The organism is Halobacillus sp. B29 (assembly GCF_052246755.1).
Lineage (GTDB): Bacteria > Bacillota > Bacilli > Bacillales > Halobacillaceae > Halobacillus > Halobacillus halophilus.
Window position 1 is genome coordinate 43781 of record NZ_JBQQCM010000004.1, and the last position, 16697, is coordinate 60477.

Below are 16697 nucleotides of genomic sequence, written 5' to 3' on the forward strand. Positions count from 1 at the left end.
CGTCCAAGCTATTTTACTCAAATTCGATCAATAGGTCACCTACGTGAATAGCTTCATTATTCTCCACATAAATATCCTTAATTACACCATCAAATGGAGCCTGGACGGTCGTCTCCATTTTCATGGCTTCCGTAATCATCAGGTGGTCACCTTTTTTCACATTTTCACCTTGAGCAGAAATTACTTTAATAACCGTTCCCGGCATACTGGCGCCGATATGCTTTGTATTTGATTTATCTGCTTTAGGACGCTTTTGAACAGTGGCTTTAACATTTTCGTCACGCACCACTACTTCACGCGGTTGACCATTCAACTCAAAATAAACGGTTCTTGTCCCATCCACTTGCGCTTCACCTATTGAAACCATTTTTACAATCAACGTTTTCCCTTGTTCAATTTCCACTTCTATTTCTTCACCGAGGCGCATTCCATAAAAAAACGTAGGCGTATCCAGTACGGACATATCTCCATACTGCTCTGTGAATTTTTGATAATCCATGAAAACTTTTGGATAAAGGGCATAGCTGATCATATCAAAACTTGTCACTTGACGATCAAGTGAATGAAATAAAGTCTCTTTCAGGTTATTGAAATCTACTGGGTCCAGGAGTTCTCCCGGTCGAACCTGAAGGGGCTCTCTGCCCTTAAGAACAATGCGCTGCAACTCTGCAGGAAATCCTCCGTAAGGCTGGCCAAGGTAACCTTGGAAAAATTCCACTACACTGTCTGGAAAATCAAGAGAATCACCACGTTCATATACATCATCTTCATTTAAACCGTTTTGAACCATGTAAAGCGCCATGTCTCCCACGACTTTTGAAGAAGGCGTCACTTTTACAATATCACCGAACATGTCATTCACACGGCGGTACATTTTTTTCACTTCATCCCAGCGGGGACTTAACCCTACTGCTTTAGCCTGCTGCTGAAGGTTACTATACTGTCCGCCCGGCATTTCGTGTTCATACACCTCTGTATGAGGGGCCATCATGCCACTTTCAAAATCAGCATAATACTTTCTCGTATCCTCCCAGAAGTGCCCAAGCTTTTCATACGACTGGATATCAACGTCAGGCTTTCTTACACTTCCTTCAAGCGCATAGTACAGGCTGTTTGCACTTGGCTGTGAAGTTAAACCTGCCATCGGTCCTGCAGCTACATCCACCACATCTACTCCTGCTTCTACGGCTCTAGCATAGGTGAAGATTCCGTTACCACTTGTATCGTGTGTATGCAGATGAATCGGGATGTCAATGGTTTCTTTAAGAGTGGAGATTAGCTGATAAGCAGCTTCAGGTTTTAAAAGTCCTGCCATATCTTTGATCCCTAAAATATGCGCGCCCGCATCCTGTAACTCTTTCGCTACTTTCTTGTAATATTCCAGATCATATTTAGGTCTTGTGGAATCCAGAATATCCCCGGTATAGCAGACAGCAGCTTCCGCAACCTTATTGTTCTGACGCACAGCATCAATGGTCAGCTTCATGCCTTCCACCCAGTTAAGACTATCGAATATACGAAACACATCAATACCTGCATTGGCACTTTTTTCAACAAATTCACGGATCAGATTATCCGGATAATTTTTGTAACCAACAGCATTGGAGGAACGCAGCAACATTTGGAAAAGGACATTAGGTGCCTGTTCTCTTAATTTAAGCAATCGCTCCCATGGGTCTTCCTTCAAAAAGCGGTAGGATACATCAAACGTAGCTCCGCCCCACATTTCCAGTGAAAACAACTGGGGAAGAAGACGGGCAGTTGGTTCCGCGATATTCTCTAAATCTTTCGTCCGGACTCTTGTCGCGAGAAGAGACTGATGAGCATCACGGAAAGTGGTATCCGTCAATAATACTTCAGGACGTTCCTTCAGCCATTCTGCTAAACCTTCCGGCCCTCTCTCATCCAGGATCTGCTTTGTGCCTATCGGCATAGATTCTGAGTATTTGAGATTTGGTACTCTTGGATTATGAAAGGTGGGCTTCTTCCGGTTTCCATAGCCCTCAAATCCATTGATGGTTCGATCAGCTATATAGGACAACATCTTGGTCCCTCGGTCTTTTCGTTTGGGAAACACAAATAATTCAGGAGAACGGTCGATAAACATCGTATTATATTCACCGTTCAAGAATTGCTTGTGCTGAATCACATTTTCCAGGAAAGGGATATTCGTTTTGATGCCCCGAATCCTGAATTCTTTTAAATTACGGACCATTTTGTGTGCAGCCTGGTCAAAATTAAGTGCCCATGTTGATAATTTAACGAGCAGAGAATCGTAGTAAGGAGAGATGACAGCACCCTGAAACCCATTTCCTGCATCGAGACGTACACCAAAGCCTCCTCCGGTCCGGTACGCCATAATCTTCCCGGTATCCGGCATGAAATTGTTAAGCGGATCCTCGGTCGTAACTCGTGACTGAATGGCATATCCATGTGTTCTGATTTCATCCTGGTGAGGAATGGCTACTTCTGAGCTATGTAAAGCATGACCTTCAGCTATCAGGATTTGAGTCTGAACGATGTCGACTCCCGTAATCATTTCCGTAATGGTGTGCTCCACCTGGACTCTCGGATTGACTTCTATAAAATAAAATTCGTTTCCTGTAACTAGAAACTCTACGGTTCCTGCATTTATATACCCTACGTTATCCATCAACTGCACGGCAGCTTGACAGATCTTTTCTCGTAACTGTTCATCTAAAGAAACGCTGGGTGCCACTTCGACCACTTTCTGGTGACGGCGCTGCACCGAGCAGTCTCTTTCATACAGATGAACGATATTTCCTTCATGATCCCCGATAATCTGAACTTCGATGTGCTTCGGTTCTTCAATCAACTTCTCTACATAAACGTCATCACTGCCAAAGGCTGCCCTGGCTTCGGAACGAGCCCTGTCATAAGATTCTGACAGGGTTTCAGCACTGCGGACGACCCTCATTCCTCGTCCACCTCCGCCCATAGCAGCTTTGATCATCAGCGGATAGCCATGTTGATCGCCGAATGCACGAATCTCTTCCAATCCGTCTACAGGTCCATCGCTTCCCGGAATTACAGTTATGTCTGCTTGCACAGCCTGATCTCTGGCCTTTACTTTATCGCCGAACATATTTAAATGCTCACTTGTCGGCCCGATAAAGATCAGTCCTTCTTCCTCACACCTGCGGGCAAAAGCGATATTTTCCGATAGAAAACCGTACCCCGGATGAATCGCATCCACTCCGACGCTTTTAGCAACTTCGATAATGTTTTCAATATCGAGATAGGCATCAATTGGTTTTTTTCCTTTTCCTACCAGATAGGCTTCATCCGCTTTATAGCGGTGATAGGAGCCAGTGTCTTCTTGAGAATAAACCGCTACCGTTCGTATATTTAATTCGGTACATGCCCGAAAAACTCGGATAGCAATCTCTCCGCGGTTCGCTACTAATACTTTATTAATTTTTCTTAGTTCTGCCACGACCTCACTCCTCCATTAGTCCTGTATCGATTCGTACTCGTCTGCTCAGGCACTTCGTACTCCTCGTCCTCTTCTTCCTTCGCTTTAACAGTCCGGGCAATATTATTCAAGATCCCGATCGCAAACATGAGAATGATCAGAGATGAACCTCCGTAGCTTACAAATGGAAGTGTAACTCCTGTAATCGGCAATAGTCCGCTCATGGCTCCGAGGTTAATCATGGTCTGTATCGCAACCATCGAAGAAATGCCAATGGCGAGCAGTGCACCGAATGCATCACGGCATTTTGAAGAAATATAAAGCCCTCTTAAAACAATCAGCCCTAAAAGTCCCACAGTAATTGCGACTCCAATAAACCCAAGCTCTTCTGCAATCACAGCCATAATGAAATCAGTATGAGGTTCTGGTAAGTAGCCCAGTTTCTGGACCCCCTGGCCGATCCCCTCACCCAGTAGTCCTCCAGTTCCAATGGCTACGTAAGATTGTATCAAATGATAGCCATCCTCATCTGGTGACTCAAAAGGCTGATAAGCTCCTGAGAAGCGCTCCAATCGTTCATCTGTTACCATTTGCGAACCGCCTACCACAAGGATGGCGACCGTTACACCAACTAAAAACAATATATGTTTTCCACGAATCCCAGAACTCATAATGATAAGGCTCGCAATTAATCCGATAACAGCAGCTGAACCAATATCCGGCTGTCTTATAATCAGCCCGAGGATCACACTCGTTAAAATAAGCGGTGGAACGACGGCTTTTGAAAAATGGGTAATGTACCGTTGTTTCTTTGCAAACACAGAAGAAAGGTAAATAATCAGCCCAACTTTAACAAACTCAGCCGGCTGAAAGTTCATAAACCCTAAATTATACCAGGACACAGCATTATTCACTTCAGACCCAAAGAAAAATAAGCCTCCAAGTAATAGAATCATGAGGAGTACTGCGAGCTTCGACAGGCGCTTCCAGTGCCGGTAAGGGATTAAAGAAACGATAATCATCAGAAACAGACCAATTCCAAACCATTGCAGCTGTTTGATTAGAAAGTGGTTACTGGCAACATCAAACCGGATCGGTCCATAAACCATACTTGCACTATAAATCATGACGGTGCCGAAAGCTACCAAAGCAATAGGGGCAAATAATAAGCTAAAATCATACGTTTTTAAATGTCGAATCATGTTTATTCATCCCTACTTTATATATTTGTTCTCTTTCATACTGCAAAAATCCTTCTTGTCTGACATTTCATTTCTATATGTATGAGCTTCACGCTCATTTTTACAAAAAAAACTCAAATTACAACAGAACTTGTCGCAATTTGAGCTTGTCCATTCATGATCTTTGAGCAGCCTCATGTAAGACGTTTAGTTGTTGTTCCAAATTATCTAATATTTGTTTACCTTCCTCTTCGCTAATCAAATCCAACCGGACAGCGAAATGGATTTCGCGTGATAAACCGAACATTTGTGTATCTAAAACTTCCTCATAAAGTGGACACTGAGGCATAGTCAAATTGTCCATCTGTACTTTTATTAATTTTAAAATCTTATCAGCGTCTTCTTTTAGAAGGGCGTAGGCTTTCTCACGATGATCCACAGCCACATCAGACAACATCATTATCCCCTCCCATTACAGTCATTCTTTTAATAATATTATCGTCTGGGAAGGAAAATTGCAAGATTCAATTAGCTTATCTAATTAAAAAATTGACAGATCATAACGATTCGACAATAGTTCCAAAAGTCTGAGCCCTACGACACTATTCCCCTTCTCGTCAAGGCTTGGACCATATACAGCAATTCCGCCGAATCCGTTAAGAGAAGCCACCACTGACCCGGACACACCACTTTTAGCAGGCATACCCACTTTAATCGCAAATGATCCAGAAGCATCGTACATACCACAAGTAACCATAAACGTTTTACAGATCCGTGCAAAGTGTTTAGGAATGATCTGACGGCCGGAGTCTAAATCTCTTCCTTCATTGGCAAATAGAGCGCCAATCCTTGCAAGCTGAGGAACATTCACTTCGATTGCACACTGCTTTGTATAAGCATCGAGCGTTTCTTCTACGCTGCCAGTAACAATCTGATGCTGCTTCATATAGAAAAGGAGAGAACGATTCAAGAAGGCCGTTTCAAATTCAGAGGCTGCTACCTCTTCGTTATATCCGATTGTATGATCGTCCGTCATTTCATGGACAAAACTGAGAAGACGCCCCACCTTTTCATCCGGAGTATCACCATGAATCATGTGTGTAACTGAAAGAGCTCCAGCGTTGATCATAGGATTTAAAGGCTTGGAAGGGAGCTGCTCTAATCGATATATCGAATGGAACGGATCGCCTGTCGGCTCCATCCCGACATGATCAAATACATAGTCTTCGCCATTATCCATTAATGCTAAAGCCAGTGAGATGACCTTCGTAATACTTTGAAGGGTGAAAGTTGCCTCAATCTCCCCGGCATGGATAGAACTTCCATCTATATAATGAATGGCAACAGCCAGTTCTTCTGGATTCTGTCTGGACAATGCAGGAATATAATCAGCCACCTGCCCATCATAGGCATACGGCCTGACGTTCTCTAACCATTCTTCAAGAATTTCTGTAGTGATTTCTTTATTCATTGTAAAAGACCTCCTTTTAATGAAATCGACTTCATTTTTTGCTATGATTTGGATGGATGATTTATAAATGAAAGGTGGCTGCATCCATGATTGTTCAAATACAAGGAAATGTTAAATTTCCAATCACTCTAGATCCTACAGTTTGGATATTTGATGACCGTAAAATGACATTCGATCAAGTATTTCACCCTGAGAAAGCAAAAGCCGAAGAGGAAGAAGAAGATGAAATAAAAAGAAAGTCTTTACGATTCACCAGGGAAGTGTACCAGCAGAAGCTGAACCCTCCCGTCAATAAAAGCATACGCCGTCAGGAAAAAGAACAAATATTAAAAGGTACATTTCTTATGCCACTAAAACCTTTTCTTCATACTAGTGAGCCAGACTCAGAAGTGAAGGAAGCGGCCCTTGTGACGGATGAAGGCGAACAGACTATCTCTGCTAATCAGCTTGCTGAATCAGTCCTTCTATTCGCCGAAGAAGGAAAACCACTGAAGGAAAATGGGCCGGTACATCTGTATTTTAACGATGGTTCTAACCGTTCCCATCCAATCAAAGGAATTAAAAAAATCGTAATGAAATAAAGAATGGGGCAGCTTTTTCAGCTGTCCTTTTTTGTATAATTTTTCAGTTAAAACGCAACCTAGAACTAAAAAGTGGTGTGCCAATTGAAAAAATTATTAATTGCAGTTCTATTGCTGCTCCTCGCAGCGTGTCAGCAAAATGACGAAGAATCTCTTTTACAAGAAAGACAAGGGGATTCTGAATTTCAATATGTCAGCGATTCTGATCCCATTAAGCGGAAAAATATGACCAGTCAGCAAATTGCCCGCCGTCTGGCGAACCTCGCCGTTGAAGTCCCTGATGTTCATGATGCTACAGCCATCGTATTAGGCAATTATGTAGCCGTAGGAGTGGACGTAGACAAAGATTTGGATCGTTCCAGGGTGGGTGTTATAAAATATTCTGTCGCAGAAGCTCTTAAGCACGACCCTTACGGAAAACAAGCGCTTGTCATAGCTGACGCTGACGGGGTAGAACGCTTGCGCGGCCTTGGCAAGAAAATGTCCCAGGGTCATCCAGTGGAAGCTGTGACCGATGAACTTAGCCAGATCGTTGCTCGTTACATGCCGGAAGGTCCAGCCAATGACACTCCGCCTACTAATCCTAACCAGGAGTCAATCCCTAAGAATGAAAATAAGAAACTGAATCAAATTGAAAAAGAACAATCCAGGGAACAGTGACAGAAAAACAGCTAAATCCTTAAAGGATTTAGCTGTTACTTTTTTCTAAGATTTCTCTCTCTTTCTCTGTCAGCTCATTGTAGTATTGGACACCAAACTGAGAACCTTCAGACACCATCTTCGCATTATCATGGTCTGCTGTTTCTTCAGGTCTACCGGCTTCCTCTACAGGCAGGTCATCTTTTTGACCGAAGTTACTTTTTACTGATTTAGCCTTGTCCACGACTTGCTTCCTATTCTCTTCATCTTTCATAAAGTAAGCAATCGCACCTCCTGTAACGGCTCCTACTGCGGTATAAATCCAACGTTTTTTCACAATAACCATCCTTTCTACTGCTTGTATTTAACCTTTCCCCTCCATGTAAAACTCAAACATGAAAACGGATAAAATTACACTTATATCCATCAAATATGTTATGATAGTCACTAAGATAGTCAGTATTGAGGTGAGAATTGTGCGTGTACAGTGCGTTATTTGCGACAACATTGAGAAAATTGACAGTTACTGTCTGCAAGCTAAACGATTGAGAAACAGACGGATTCACACTTATATGTGCCAGACCTGCCACGACCGTATTGAAGAAAACACAAAAAAACGGCTGGCTACCGGTCAATTCCGCTTCAATCGTGAAAGAAAAAAAGAACATCATCTTCCATAGTTGATATTTACTAATAATAAAGGAAGGCTCCCGATAGATGGGGAGCCTTCCTTTTTAGGATTGTTTCTCTTTTCGTTCCCGGTGCAGGCGCAACCTGTAAACACCCATGATCACCGCAGCTACCATTAAGCTTTCTGGCAGGGGCAGGTTCAAACCTAAAATCAACGTCAACAGAAAAGTGCCGATAATTAGTACCGCATAAACAACTACCGTTTTCATAAGCGGCAGTTTCCTGGCAAAACCCAATTTAAATGTAATAATAGCCAGAATTACAGTGGTTAAGTATAAAAGCAGAAAGGAACGAAATAACATCCCTACTTCCGATTCATCATTCATATTGACTTCATTGCCGAGGCCCTGAAAAAAGAAATCAGCGATCGGCCATAAATCACCAGGGACGGTCAATGTTGTGTTATCTGCCATGATGTTCCTCCTCGTATTCTCCTCTATTTTGTATTTTATGATACTAGATACGATCTAAAGAAGCTACCCATTCAACAATTTTCATTTTTTGGACAAATCCTTTATAATAACTTTTGAATAGGGGTGAACTTGTTGAAGAACTTTCAAATGAACATGGGTGTATTAGCCTTCTTCGTCATACTATCATTTATTTCTGTAGGCTTTGCCATTGGCCAGGAAAATTTCTGGCTCGCCGGCTTCTTTTTTTTACTCGGTTTTATCATTATGAGTTTTGGATTACGATTAAAAAGAAAACTGAATGCATAAGAAAAGCGACCCCTTTTAGCGGTCGCTTTCTTTTGTTTTGAGCTGTACATAATCATCGATAATTTCGTCATATATATTGGAGCGGCATGCTAAAACAGTGGTTGAATTTAAAAGATCAAGCTCACCCTTATCCGCACGTGTAACGGTTCCGCCTACTTCCTGTACCATAATGGCACCAGCCGCATAATCCCACGGCATCAGTGTCATAGTCAAATACCCATCCACAATGCCTTCGGCTACAAAGGCTAATTCAAGAGCAGCTGAACCATAAGAGCGTGTACTCCGAATGGTCTTAACTAATTCCTGAATGCTTTCATGCTCCACATGTGGATTTTCAGGAATCAACCACGTGGTATTTAATGTAAGAATGGATTCCTTGAGTGGTCTCGAATCGTTAAGCTCAGGAAGCTGTTTTTCGTTTTTAAAGACTCCTTGTCCTCTTTTAACTGAATACAGCACGTCCTCCATAACATTATAAATCAGCCCAATCTCTCCAACCCCATCTTCATATATACCAATCGAGATCGCAAAATTTCGTTTTTGATGAACAAAGTTCATCGTACCGTCTATTGGATCAACAATCCAAATGGTTCCTTTTAAATCTTCAAGAGAATCCCCAAAACCTTCTTCTCCTAATAACAAATGGTCGGGATAGTTGTCTCTTATTTTATCGGCGAAAAACTGTTCTGTCTGCTGATCCATTTCCGTTACTAAGTCATTAGGGTTCGATTTCGTCTCAATCGACCTTGGAGCATCGATATGGTCGCGAATATGGGAGCCTGCTTCCAATATCCATTGCTTAGCTTGTTCAAAAAGCTCTTCTTTTCTTTGTATATCCATTTTCTCATACTCCTTTGCATCAGATGGTTTCTATCATATCAAATCACGGTGGTTTATTTCACATATTTACCTCTAAAGCTAAAGTATATCTACGTTGATCTTCACAGATAAGCTCCCATTTGTGTAAGATTCCATTTCGAGTTAAATGGGACCGTTACTCTAAATGGTAAAGGGTTGGTTGGGAAATAACTCGCTTTCCTGTGGGGGAACTGGCAAGCCTCCTCGGTGGTTATCACTCCCAGTGGGGTCTCGCCTAGCTCCTTCTCCCACGGGAGTCGTGTGGCAACGTCGAACGACCCTGCGTCGTGCAGGGCCGCGGAAAGCGAATCAGCCCCCGCAGAACCTTTCCTCTCATAAAATATCTCGAAACTGAGTCTTCAACTATATGACCCTTTAGTTGAATAAACCGTTTGTGAAAAATTAACAAGCGCGTTTAACAGGACAAAATCAAAAAAAACAAGCAACTATATGTTGCTCGTTAATTGATAGACCATTCAATCAGCTGTTTACGAAGTTCGGCGAGCCTGTTTTTACTTTTCTTTATCTGGGCTTCATCCTCCGCTAGCATTGCATCATGCAATGTAACTAATTCGTAATCAATCTCCAAACGGATCACCGGGAGCTTTTCTTCAGCTTCTCTTTTACGCAGCGCTTCCATGACATGTTTCATTGCCAATCCCTCCCTTTCAAATCCTTACTATATATATATGTGGCAATTGCTTGAGAAGTTTCAATTAGATTACTTATATGTAACCCATTTTTAGAAAATTCAAACCCTTGAAACAGATTGCTTAGTAAAGATTTTTACGTGTGGTAAAATAAGATCGATTGTTTACCTAGGAGTTGATAGAATGACTAATTTTAAAGGATTTACCCAAAGAGATTTCGACGTTTTCACCATTCCGGGACTTGAAAATCGCATGGAAGCTTTAAAGGAGCATATTTCTCCCAAGCTAGAAGCAATTGCCTCCGAGCTTGCTCCAGATGTAACGGCGATGACCGGGGATGAGATGTTTGTACATGTTGCACGCCACGCGAGGCGTAAAACGAATCCTCCAAATGATACATGGGCGGCATTAGCTTCGAACAAGCGAGGCTATAAAAAACTCCCACACTTCCAAATAGGCTTGTGGGAAACGCACGTATTTATCTGGTTTGCTGTGATATATGAAAGTCCTATTAAAGAAAATTATGCGGATACGCTACAATCTCATAAGAAAGAAATTATGAACCATATTCCTGATCACTTTGTCTGGTCTGGGGATCACACCAAGCCTGAAGCCATCTCTCACGGTGAGGTGGATTCTGATAAATTTGATGCCATGTCCGACAGACTCAAGAATGTTAAGAAAGCAGAGATCCTGTGTGGACAGCAAATCGAGCGGAATGATTCCAGACTTAAGGATCCTGAGGGTTTCATAAATCTTTGTAGAGATACGTTCCAAACTCTCGAACCATTGTACCGCTATACAAAAAAACTTGATTAAAAAAGCAGCCGCTTTACATTGCGGCTGCTTTTAAATTATTGTTCCATTTTTATTTTGTCTCCTGCTGCTGATTCCTTTGCTTTTTTAACTGTACGATAGCAGGAATATCCTGATTCTTTCTCAAACTGGCCGCAAAGCTTCTTTTCTTCACTCTTAGATGGCACAATTTGTTTAAAACGTGTGTAAGACAGTAGAAGGTCGTCACGGTTCACTTGCTTTTCGTACGCTTGCTCGACCATCGAATAAAAGTTTACAACATCGATAATTTCCTCTTTCGTCCAGTATATTTCATCAATTGGATAATGATAACTCATTCTATCCCTCCTTATGTACCTAATTCCATTTACTGCGTATATCTTCGGCCTCTTGAATGATACGCCGGAACAGTTCAGCGACTGAGGGTACATCTGTGATACTGGAAGCAACTTGCCCTGCCCAGGCAAACCCCTCTTCTACTTCCCCTTCATAAATGTATCTCTTATTCGCTTCGCCGCCAATGTAATCTTTTAAACCTTCATAACCCCGATCCTCGGATTCAAGCTTCAATATTTCCTCCGTCCATGGATTTTTCAAGGCTCTTGCAGGGGCCTTTAAGCTTCTTTTTATTACGGTAGTGGATGTCTCCGTTGCATCAATCAATGCTTGTTTGTATGCGGCATGGGCGTGATGGCATTCTTTTGTGGCTATAAACCTGGTCCCCATTTCGATACCTTCGGCCCCCAGTGCCAGAGCAGCCATAAGTCCCCGGCCGTCCCCAATCCCGCCGGAAGCAATCACAGGAATGGATACCGCATCTACTACACGCGGCGTCAAAACAAAAGTACCGACGTCATCTCTTCCTATGTGGCCGCCTCCTTCCTGACCAACAACCATAACTGCGTCTGCACCTAGTTCTTCAGCTTTCTCTGCCTGTCGTCTGGCAGCAACCAGTACAAGGGTCTTAATGTCTTTTCCCTTTACCAGATCCAGTACAGGCTTAGGATTACCACCTGTAACCGAAATAGCCGGGACCTTTTCCTCTACAGCCACAGCAACCATATCTTCAAATGGCCTACGTTGTTGACCAATGGCAAAATTCACACCGAATGGATTCCGAGTTAAAGTACGTAATCGCTTAATCTCCGCACGCAATTCATCCGGGCTATTCATGCTCATCGCTGTTATCTGTCCAAGGCCACCTGCGTTGGAAACGGCAGCTGCCAGCTCCGCGTATGCGAGATAGGCCAGTCCCCCCTGGATAACAGGGTAGGTAATCCCTAATTTCTCTGTTACTTGGGTTTTCCAGTTCATGGCTTCTCCTCCTTTTAAGAACAGTTTACCATGAGGTCTAATATGAAGCACAAGCCCGGTTTTTTTACTAGCAAATATAAGGGTACTTTGCTATAATTCACATGCTTTCTATTTATAAAGAGGTGCTTATACGTTATGAACCAAAACCAAACTCCTTTATTTACAGGGGTTAAAAACCATGCAGATAAAAAACCAACGCAATTTCATATACCCGGCCATAAAGGCGGCAAAGGGATGGATAAAGAATTTCAGCAGTTTTTAGGCGATAATGCCCTATCCATTGATTTGATTAACATTGAGCCTTTGGATGACCTTCATCATCCTCAGGGAATGATTAAGGATGCTCAAAGTCTTGCAGCTGAAGCTTTTGGTGCCGATTATACATTTTTCTCCGTCCAGGGAACTTCCGGAGCTATCATGACGATGATTATGAGCGTCTGTCAACCAGGAGATAAAATCATTGTCCCCCGAAATGTTCACAAATCGATCACGACAGCCATCATTTTTTCAGGTGCTAAACCTGTATTTATTCACCCAGAACTTGATAATAGGCTCGGTATTTCTCACGGAATTACACCGGAAGCTGTTGAAAGAGCCTGTTTGGCACATCCCGACGCTAAAGGTGTGCTTGTCATTAATCCGACTTATTTTGGAATCACGGCTGACCTCAGTCATATTGTAGATATTGCTCATTCCTATGATATTCCTGTACTCGTAGATGAAGCTCACGGTGTACACATCCATTTTCACGAGCGGCTTCCGCTTTCTGCCATGCAGGCAGGTGCAGATCTTGCCGCTACAAGTGTCCACAAACTCGGCGGGTCCCTTACTCAAAGTTCGGTGCTGAATTTAAGAGAAGGTCTCGTATCTCATGAACGAGTGCAAACGATCATGTCGATGCTCACGACAACATCTACCTCTTATATTCTGTTAGCTTCACTTGACACAGCAAGGCGCCACCTGGCCATGAATGGTCATGAACTTATGGAGAGCTGTATCAGGCTTGCGGATAGTACGCGAAAAAGCCTTAATCAAATTCCATCTATCTATTGTCCAGGAGACGAAATTTTAGCGAGTGATGCAACGCATGACTATGATCCCACAAAGCTGATCATCTCTGTCAAAAATTTAGGCATCTCCGGGTATGATGTGGAAGTATGGTTAAGAGAAAACTACTCCATTGAAGTCGAGCTTTCAGATTTATACAATATCTTATGTATTATCACTCCTGGGGACAGAGAAGAGAATGTTGAACGGCTAATTGAAGCTTTAACAGATCTTTCAGAGCAATCCTCAGGGACAGTCGAAACAAAGGAAATAGTCGTAAAGGTACCTGACATTCCGGTACTTTCACTCTCTCCCCGCGAGGCGTTTTATGCGTCGACAGAAGTATTGCCCCTGCGCGATGCTGTAGGACGGATCAGTGCGGAATTTGTAATGGTTTATCCACCAGGTATTCCAATTTTTATACCCGGGGAAATTATAACGTCTGATAATATTGCTTATATACATGAAAATATTCAAGCAGGCCTGCCTGTACAAGGTCCCGAGGACTCAACACTTGAAACGATTCACGTCATTACGGAACAAAAAGCCTTTAAGTAAAAGCTCTGCTAAGCGTTGTAGTTGATTTTTTTCAGAAAAGGGCTTATTAAGCTATAGTACCGTTTAGTTGAAGACTCAGTTTCGAGATAACTTAGGTCCGTTGCTGATATAGAGAGGGGCTGGCTACGGAAACAACTTGCTTTCCTGCGGCCTTGCATGACGCAGGGCCGGAACGCGAAATCGTCCCCCGGAGGACCTTCCTTATAACCGATTTATCTCGAAACTTGGTTTTTCAGTATCGTGAGCTTTTCTGTAAGATTAACACTTCAATTTAAAAGAGACGAAATAAAAAAGCCCGCTGCTTTTCAGGCAGCGGGCTTTTTGGGTGTCTTATTTTTCCGTTGTATGGCACGTAGGGCATGTGCTGTAAAGGGTAGATACCTTTTCATTTTCGTAGTGTTCAATCACTTTTTGACAGTCCTGACAAACGATTGTACCCATTAACATCCACTCCTCATAATTTGTAATCGCTTTCAATGTATATTCATTTTAATATGGCACAATCTAAAAATCAAGCCCAAAAGTATAACATTTTTTAAAATGTGCCACACTAATGAGTTACACTCATTTCATATTATGTTTTTAACGTGCATAATAGTCCATTAAAAAAAGGATGATCGAGTGATCATCCTTTTTTTAATGTTTTGGCGTCTTAATGAGAGCTGGATCAAGCAGGTCATAACCTTTACTGCGAAGTCCCTTCACAATGTCCTCAAGAGCCTCTTTAGTCCATTCACGATCATGCATAAGAAGGTTAGCGCCATTACCCAGCAATTCCGTATTTACCATAATATCCGCAAGGTTATCGGCATCCATATATTCTTCATTCCAATCGTACCCATAGGTCCAATTCATAAGCAGCATCTTCTCTTCTGCTGCTAACTGTTGGGAGTAATCCGTGTTTTGACCAAAAGGCGCACGAAAAAATTTAGGACGTTCGCCAGTAATTTCTTCAATTTTATCATTCAATCCCACAATCTCTTCTTTTTGTTCTTCTTGAGATAAGTCAGGTAAAGAAGCATGAGTCATCGTATGGTTCCCGATCGGGAATCCTAGTTCGTGAATCTTTCTAAGTTTTTCTTTCCCTTCTTCTGAATCAATAAAGTGGCCGTTTACAAAGAATATAGCTGGAGCCTCCGCTGCTTTTAACGTTTTCGCCATTTCCAGTCCATGTTTATCTGGAGCATCGTCAATCGTTAAAAGAGCTACCTTGGGCTCGGCATCATTTATAGGTTCAAATGACCAATTACCCGTAATCTGATATTGAGCCTCTTTTGGCTCATCTGGTGACGCTTCGGCAACAGCTTCTTCTGATTTCTCGCTCTTCTCTTCTTTCTCGACTTCATTATTTTCATCCTTTTCTTCTTTAGCTGAATCTTTTTTCTCATTTGCCTCCTGCGTTGTCTGATCTTTATTCTTCTCTTGATCTTCTTCCCCGCTATCTTGACCATTTGCACCGCCACAAGCCGCTAATACCACAATTAAAAACAAAAATATGCCTAACCTTTTCATTGAATACCCTCCACTGTTATGTATTTCCAACTACACTATTATATAAGAAGAATGTGGATTTCGGCTATCGTTATATGGAAATTTAGGTTATAATATTTAATCGTTAACCTTTGGGCAGTTATTAAAAATTTAGGTGGTATGTATGTTTCAAAAATTGAAGCGTTTTAAGATTCTAGGAGGACGTACTTTAAAAACGGGGATTTCTGTATTTTTAACCGCACTAATTTGTGGTTTTTTTAATTTGCCTATTGTTTTTGCCGTTATAACAGCCATTGTTACAGTGGAGCATACGGCAGCTGATTCGATTAAAAAAGCGTTGGTACGATTTCCAGCCTCTGCTATCGGGGCTTTGTTAGCGACCGTCTTTTACAGTTTTCTTGGTAAAGGAGCTTTAACCTTTGCCCTTGTAGCCATGCTGACAATAGCGGTATGCCATAAATTAAAACTGGATGACGGAATTATTGTGGCCACTATTACAGCTACGGCTATGATCCCGGAATTTCAAGACCATCATATTGTTTCGTTTTTTAGTAGATTGGGTACTACTTCAATTGGCATCGTTCTTTCGACCCTTGTAAACTTTTTCCTTTTACCACCTAACTATTCCCCCATGATTTACAAAAATATTAATGATTTGTATAATCAGGCTGGTGTCCTGCTTCAGCGTATAATCTCAAGCATTACTGCAGATTCTAAAGAGAAAAATCGTGGGATTCAAAAATCCTATCGTCAGTTAACTGCCCATTTGGAAAGAACATATCAGCTGTCTCAATTTCAAAGAGAAGAGTGGAAATATCACAGACATACGAAAGAAGAAATGTTAGCATTTCAATTTTCTCAGAAGAAGCTCAGAACTTTTCAGCAAATCGCTTATCATCTGGGGAACCTTCAGTATGTAAATACGAAGGCTGCTGATTTTACAGACGATGAAATCGATTTGCTCGAGAGTCTGACTGAGGATTATGTTAAAGTACTGCAAGACCCCACTCATACTATTAGTGAAGATCAGTTTACAAGGGTCGAAAGGCTGGACCAAGTCTTTTGGAAATGGAAAGAAGAGCATGTGCAAAGGGATTCCAAGTATAGACACCATCTGCCACCGCAAACGATTCTCATTTATGAACTTTTATGTTTTCATGATGTACTGGAAGAACTTCAAAACATGTCTCATAAGCAGCAAAAGTTAGTCCATGACTGTTATGGACAGTAACATTTTTACCAGAAACGCTGGAAAAATAAAGTAAGA

19 protein-coding genes are annotated in these 16697 nt (G+C 42.0%); 7 read left to right on the forward strand and 12 right to left on the reverse strand.

Going from position 1 to position 16697, the window contains the following annotated elements; translation table 11 throughout:
• Window positions 1-13: 13 nt before the first annotated feature.
• The 4 genes from pyc to glsA form a co-directional block, all read right to left on the reverse strand.
• Window positions 14-3457 (reverse strand): pyruvate carboxylase, encoded by a 3444-nt coding sequence (gene pyc / locus ACTWP7_RS06450; protein WP_443122483.1) that lies wholly within the window; start codon window positions 3455-3457, stop codon window positions 14-16.
• Window positions 3445-4638 (reverse strand): putative lipid II flippase FtsW, encoded by a 1194-nt coding sequence (gene ftsW / locus ACTWP7_RS06455; RefSeq protein ID WP_443122484.1) that lies wholly within the window; start codon window positions 4636-4638, stop codon window positions 3445-3447. The genes pyc and ftsW overlap by 13 nt, the downstream gene beginning before the upstream one ends.
• Window positions 4639-4792: 154 nt before the next feature.
• A complete protein-coding gene (locus ACTWP7_RS06460; RefSeq protein WP_041601302.1) occupies window positions 4793-5074 on the reverse strand; it encodes a YlaN family protein in 282 nt (93 codons plus the stop codon).
• An 84-nt stretch (window positions 5075-5158) separates the two neighbouring features.
• Window positions 5159-6088 (reverse strand): glutaminase A, encoded by a 930-nt coding sequence (gene glsA, locus ACTWP7_RS06465; protein ID WP_014643070.1) that lies wholly within the window; start codon window positions 6086-6088, stop codon window positions 5159-5161.
• Between the two features lie 86 nt (window positions 6089-6174).
• Between glsA and ACTWP7_RS06470 the strand changes: the two genes are divergently transcribed.
• Together ACTWP7_RS06470 and ACTWP7_RS06475 are read left to right on the forward strand one after the other, a co-directional pair.
• Window positions 6175-6669: a hypothetical protein gene (locus ACTWP7_RS06470; RefSeq protein WP_443122485.1), complete on the forward strand. Its 495-nt coding sequence runs from the start codon at window positions 6175-6177 to the stop codon at window positions 6667-6669.
• Window positions 6670-6744: 75 nt separating this feature from the next.
• Window positions 6745-7329 carry a YhcN/YlaJ family sporulation lipoprotein gene (locus tag ACTWP7_RS06475; RefSeq protein WP_443122486.1) on the forward strand — a complete coding sequence of 195 codons (585 nt, stop codon included), beginning with the start codon at window positions 6745-6747 and terminating at the stop codon, window positions 7327-7329.
• 28 nt (window positions 7330-7357) lie between these two features.
• Here ACTWP7_RS06475 and ACTWP7_RS06480 read toward each other — a convergent pair whose 3' ends face one another.
• On the reverse strand, window positions 7358-7645 hold the full coding sequence (locus ACTWP7_RS06480; protein ID WP_014643067.1) for a hypothetical protein: 288 nt from the start codon (window positions 7643-7645) through the stop codon (window positions 7358-7360).
• A 139-nt stretch (window positions 7646-7784) separates the two neighbouring features.
• Between ACTWP7_RS06480 and ACTWP7_RS06485 the strand changes: the two genes are divergently transcribed.
• Entirely contained in the window at window positions 7785-7988 is a 204-nt protein-coding gene (locus ACTWP7_RS06485) for a YlaI family protein (protein WP_087946069.1), read from the forward strand.
• 54 nt (window positions 7989-8042) lie between these two features.
• On the opposite strand, the gene ACTWP7_RS06490 is transcribed toward ACTWP7_RS06485, so the two are convergent.
• The gene (locus ACTWP7_RS06490; RefSeq protein WP_443122487.1) at window positions 8043-8411 is read right to left on the reverse strand and encodes a YlaH-like family protein; all 369 of its coding nucleotides are present in this window, start codon (window positions 8409-8411) and stop codon (window positions 8043-8045) included.
• 123 nt (window positions 8412-8534) lie between these two features.
• On the opposite strand from ACTWP7_RS06490, the gene ACTWP7_RS06495 reads away from it, so the two are divergent.
• Entirely contained in the window at window positions 8535-8717 is a 183-nt protein-coding gene (locus ACTWP7_RS06495; protein ID WP_014643065.1) for a DUF5325 family protein, read from the forward strand.
• Window positions 8718-8732: 15 nt separating this feature from the next.
• Here the strand turns inward: ACTWP7_RS06495 and ACTWP7_RS06500 are convergent, their stop codons facing one another.
• Together ACTWP7_RS06500 and ACTWP7_RS06505 are read right to left on the reverse strand one after the other, a co-directional pair.
• A complete protein-coding gene (locus ACTWP7_RS06500) occupies window positions 8733-9557 on the reverse strand; it encodes an inositol monophosphatase family protein (protein ID WP_443122488.1) in 825 nt (274 codons plus the stop codon).
• Between the two features lie 478 nt (window positions 9558-10035).
• Window positions 10036-10227, reverse strand: a complete 192-nt coding sequence (locus ACTWP7_RS06505; RefSeq protein ID WP_041601301.1) for a hypothetical protein — start codon at window positions 10225-10227, stop codon at window positions 10036-10038.
• Between the two features lie 181 nt (window positions 10228-10408).
• Here ACTWP7_RS06505 and ACTWP7_RS06510 point away from each other — a divergent pair, with 181 nt between their 5' ends.
• The gene (locus ACTWP7_RS06510) at window positions 10409-11044 is read left to right on the forward strand and encodes a YktB family protein (protein WP_443122489.1); all 636 of its coding nucleotides are present in this window, start codon (window positions 10409-10411) and stop codon (window positions 11042-11044) included.
• Window positions 11045-11079: 35 nt separating this feature from the next.
• Here the strand turns inward: ACTWP7_RS06510 and ACTWP7_RS06515 are convergent, their stop codons facing one another.
• Together ACTWP7_RS06515 and ACTWP7_RS06520 are read right to left on the reverse strand one after the other, a co-directional pair.
• Window positions 11080-11358: a UPF0223 family protein gene (locus ACTWP7_RS06515; protein WP_014643061.1), complete on the reverse strand. Its 279-nt coding sequence runs from the start codon at window positions 11356-11358 to the stop codon at window positions 11080-11082.
• Between the two features lie 19 nt (window positions 11359-11377).
• Window positions 11378-12334: an NAD(P)H-dependent flavin oxidoreductase gene (locus ACTWP7_RS06520; RefSeq protein WP_443122490.1), complete on the reverse strand. Its 957-nt coding sequence runs from the start codon at window positions 12332-12334 to the stop codon at window positions 11378-11380.
• A 135-nt stretch (window positions 12335-12469) separates the two neighbouring features.
• Between ACTWP7_RS06520 and ACTWP7_RS06525 the strand changes: the two genes are divergently transcribed.
• Window positions 12470-13939: an aminotransferase class I/II-fold pyridoxal phosphate-dependent enzyme gene (locus ACTWP7_RS06525; RefSeq protein WP_443122491.1), complete on the forward strand. Its 1470-nt coding sequence runs from the start codon at window positions 12470-12472 to the stop codon at window positions 13937-13939.
• A 330-nt stretch (window positions 13940-14269) separates the two neighbouring features.
• On the opposite strand, the gene ACTWP7_RS06530 is transcribed toward ACTWP7_RS06525, so the two are convergent.
• On the reverse strand, window positions 14270-14380 hold the full coding sequence (locus ACTWP7_RS06530) for a GapA-binding peptide SR1P (RefSeq protein ID WP_087946068.1): 111 nt from the start codon (window positions 14378-14380) through the stop codon (window positions 14270-14272).
• 195 nt (window positions 14381-14575) lie between these two features.
• A complete protein-coding gene (locus ACTWP7_RS06535; protein ID WP_443122492.1) occupies window positions 14576-15451 on the reverse strand; it encodes a polysaccharide deacetylase family protein in 876 nt (291 codons plus the stop codon).
• A gap of 142 nt (window positions 15452-15593) precedes the next feature.
• On the opposite strand from ACTWP7_RS06535, the gene ACTWP7_RS06540 reads away from it, so the two are divergent.
• Window positions 15594-16661 (forward strand): FUSC family protein, encoded by a 1068-nt coding sequence (locus ACTWP7_RS06540; protein ID WP_443122493.1) that lies wholly within the window; start codon window positions 15594-15596, stop codon window positions 16659-16661.
• The last annotated feature ends 36 nt before the right edge of the window (window positions 16662-16697 follow it).

Coding starts and splice junctions, on each gene's coding strand:
- ftsW (WP_443122484.1), bottom strand. CDS start 4,638: ATGATTCGACATTTAAAAACGTATGATTTTAGCTTATTATTTGCCCCT.
- ACTWP7_RS06460 (WP_041601302.1), bottom strand. CDS start 5,074: ATGTTGTCTGATGTGGCTGTGGATCATCGTGAGAAAGCCTACGCCCTT.
- glsA (WP_014643070.1), bottom strand. CDS start 6,088: ATGAATAAAGAAATCACTACAGAAATTCTTGAAGAATGGTTAGAGAAC.
- ACTWP7_RS06470 (WP_443122485.1), top strand. CDS start 6,175: ATGATTGTTCAAATACAAGGAAATGTTAAATTTCCAATCACTCTAGAT.
- ACTWP7_RS06490 (WP_443122487.1), bottom strand. CDS start 8,411: ATGGCAGATAACACAACATTGACCGTCCCTGGTGATTTATGGCCGATC.
- ACTWP7_RS06500 (WP_443122488.1), bottom strand. CDS start 9,557: ATGGATATACAAAGAAAAGAAGAGCTTTTTGAACAAGCTAAGCAATGG.
- ACTWP7_RS06505 (WP_041601301.1), bottom strand. CDS start 10,227: ATGAAACATGTCATGGAAGCGCTGCGTAAAAGAGAAGCTGAAGAAAAG.
- ACTWP7_RS06510 (WP_443122489.1), top strand. CDS start 10,409: ATGACTAATTTTAAAGGATTTACCCAAAGAGATTTCGACGTTTTCACC.
- ACTWP7_RS06515 (WP_014643061.1), bottom strand. CDS start 11,358: ATGAGTTATCATTATCCAATTGATGAAATATACTGGACGAAAGAGGAA.
- ACTWP7_RS06520 (WP_443122490.1), bottom strand. CDS start 12,334: ATGAACTGGAAAACCCAAGTAACAGAGAAATTAGGGATTACCTACCCT.
- ACTWP7_RS06525 (WP_443122491.1), top strand. CDS start 12,470: ATGAACCAAAACCAAACTCCTTTATTTACAGGGGTTAAAAACCATGCA.
- ACTWP7_RS06530 (WP_087946068.1), bottom strand. CDS start 14,380: ATGGGTACAATCGTTTGTCAGGACTGTCAAAAAGTGATTGAACACTAC.
- ACTWP7_RS06535 (WP_443122492.1), bottom strand. CDS start 15,451: ATGAAAAGGTTAGGCATATTTTTGTTTTTAATTGTGGTATTAGCGGCT.
- ACTWP7_RS06540 (WP_443122493.1), top strand. CDS start 15,594: ATGTTTCAAAAATTGAAGCGTTTTAAGATTCTAGGAGGACGTACTTTA.